The sequence below is a fragment of the Kitasatospora aureofaciens genome (genome assembly GCF_019192735.1).
Taxonomy (GTDB): domain Bacteria; phylum Actinomycetota; class Actinomycetes; order Streptomycetales; family Streptomycetaceae; genus Kitasatospora; species Kitasatospora aureofaciens_A.
In genome coordinates, this window is record NZ_JAHTKP010000152.1 from 1 (window position 1) to 1,936 (window position 1,936).

The 1,936-nt window shown below is 69.6% G+C and carries 2 protein-coding genes; both read right to left on the reverse strand.

All coding sequences use genetic code 11. The annotated features are described in order from the left end of the window. Positions 1-1,465, reverse strand: a 1,465-nt coding sequence (locus KV557_RS41650; protein ID WP_218207329.1) for a type I polyketide synthase, incomplete at its 3' end; no start/stop codon positions are given. Positions 1,466-1,510: 45 nt separating this feature from the next. Next, positions 1,511-1,936 (reverse strand): acyl carrier protein (locus KV557_RS41655; protein WP_256178748.1); only part of this gene is annotated, 426 nt, incomplete at its 5' end.

The window sequence follows — 1,936 nt, forward strand, 5'->3', positions numbered from 1 at the left end:
GACCAGCCGCAGACCGGCCCGACACCACCCACGGCACGACAGGCAACGCCACACCGTCGGCACCGGAGATTGAAGCATCCTGGTCGGGTGCCTGCTCGATGATCACGTGCGCATTGGTGCCGGAGAAGCCGAACGACGAGACGCCTGCGCGCCGCGGCCGCTCGCCTGTCTCCGGCCAGGCCGTCGCCTCGGTCACCAGCCGCACCGCGCCCGATTCCCAATCGATACGCGAAGACGGCTCGTCCACATGCAGCGTCGCCGGCACGACACCGTGCTGCATCGCGGTCACCATCTTGATGACCCCTGCCACACCGGCGGCCGCCTGGGCGTGGCCGATGTTCGACTTCACCGAACCGAGCAGCAACGGCCGCTCCTCCGGCCGCCCCTGACCGTACGTCGCCAGCAGCGCCTGCGCCTCGATCGGATCGCCAAGCCGCGTCCCCGTCCCATGCCCCTCGACCACATCCACACCGTCAGCACCCACCCCGGCGCTGGCCAGCGCGGCACGGATCACCCGCTGCTGGGAGGGACCGTTGGGCGCGGTCAAACCGTTGGACGCCCCGTCCTGGTTGACCGCCGTCCCCGCCACCACCGCCAGAACCCGGTGACCGTTGCGGCGCGCGTCCGACAGCCGCTCCATCACCAGGACGCCGACACCCTCACCCCACCCGGTGCCGTCCGCCGCCTCCCCGTACGCCTTGCAGCGACCGTCGGACGCCAGGCCGCGCTGCCGCGAGAAGTCGATGAACGTGCCGGGGGTCGACATCACCGTCACGCCACCCGCCAACGCCAGGGTGCTCTCCCCGGACCGCAGCGACTGGCAGGCCAGGTGCAGCGCGACCAGCGACGACGAACACGCCGTGTCCACCGTCACCGCCGGGCCCTCCAGCCCCAGCGCATACGCCACACGCCCCGAGACGACCGACCCCATGCCACCGGTGCCGAGATACCCCTCGGCCTCTTCCGGCACGGGGTAGAACGGCAGGTAGTCGTGGTAGAAGAGGCCGGCGAACACACCCGTCGCGCTGCCCCGCAACGCCGTCGGGTCGATCCCGGCGCGCTCCAGCGCCTGCCACGACGTCTCCAGCAGCAACCGCTGCTGCGGATCCATCACGATCGCCTCGCGCGGACTGATCCCGAAGAACTCCGCGTCGAACTCACCCGCGTCGTACAGGAATCCACCCTCACCCGAGACGCTCTTGCCCACCGCATCCGGATCCGGATCGACCAGATCCTCGGGCCAACCCCGATCCGTCGGGAAGAGACCGATCGCGTCCCCACCCGACGTCAGCAGCTCCCAGAACTCCTCCGGCGACGACACCCCGCCCGGGAACCGGCACGCCATCCCGACGATGGCCACGGGTTCCTGCTGTCGGCCCTCTACCTCGCGCAGGCGCTCCCGGGTCTGAGCCAGGTCGGTGGTGACCCGCTTGAGATAGTCACGGAGCTTCTCTTCGTTCGCCATCCGATGGACGCCTTCCTCATTTCGCACGGTGGTACGGCGACGTACTCAGAGCCCGAGCTGGTTGTCGATGAAGTCGAACATGTCGTCGTCGCTGGCCGACTGGATCTTGTCGGCGACCGAAACTTCGTCGTCGCCTCCCTCGCCGGATCCACCGGTGTCGCTCAGCACGGAGAGAATGTCCTTGAGCCGCGCCGCGACCCGCTCCCGGGCGGTCTCGTCGTCCAGGAGCTCGGTGAGCGATGCTTCGAGCCTGTCGAGTCCGGAGTAGGCCGAGAGGGCGGCCGACTCCTCGGCGACCGACCCGGACATCTCCCGGGCCAGGAAGTCGGCCAGGGCGGTCGGGCTCGGGTAGTCGAAGACCGCTGTGGCCGGCAGGCGCAGGCCCGTGGTGTTGTTCAGCCGGTTGCGCAGTTCGACGGCGGTGAGCGAGTCGAAGCCGACCTCGCGGAAGGAACGTTCCGCGTCGAGGCT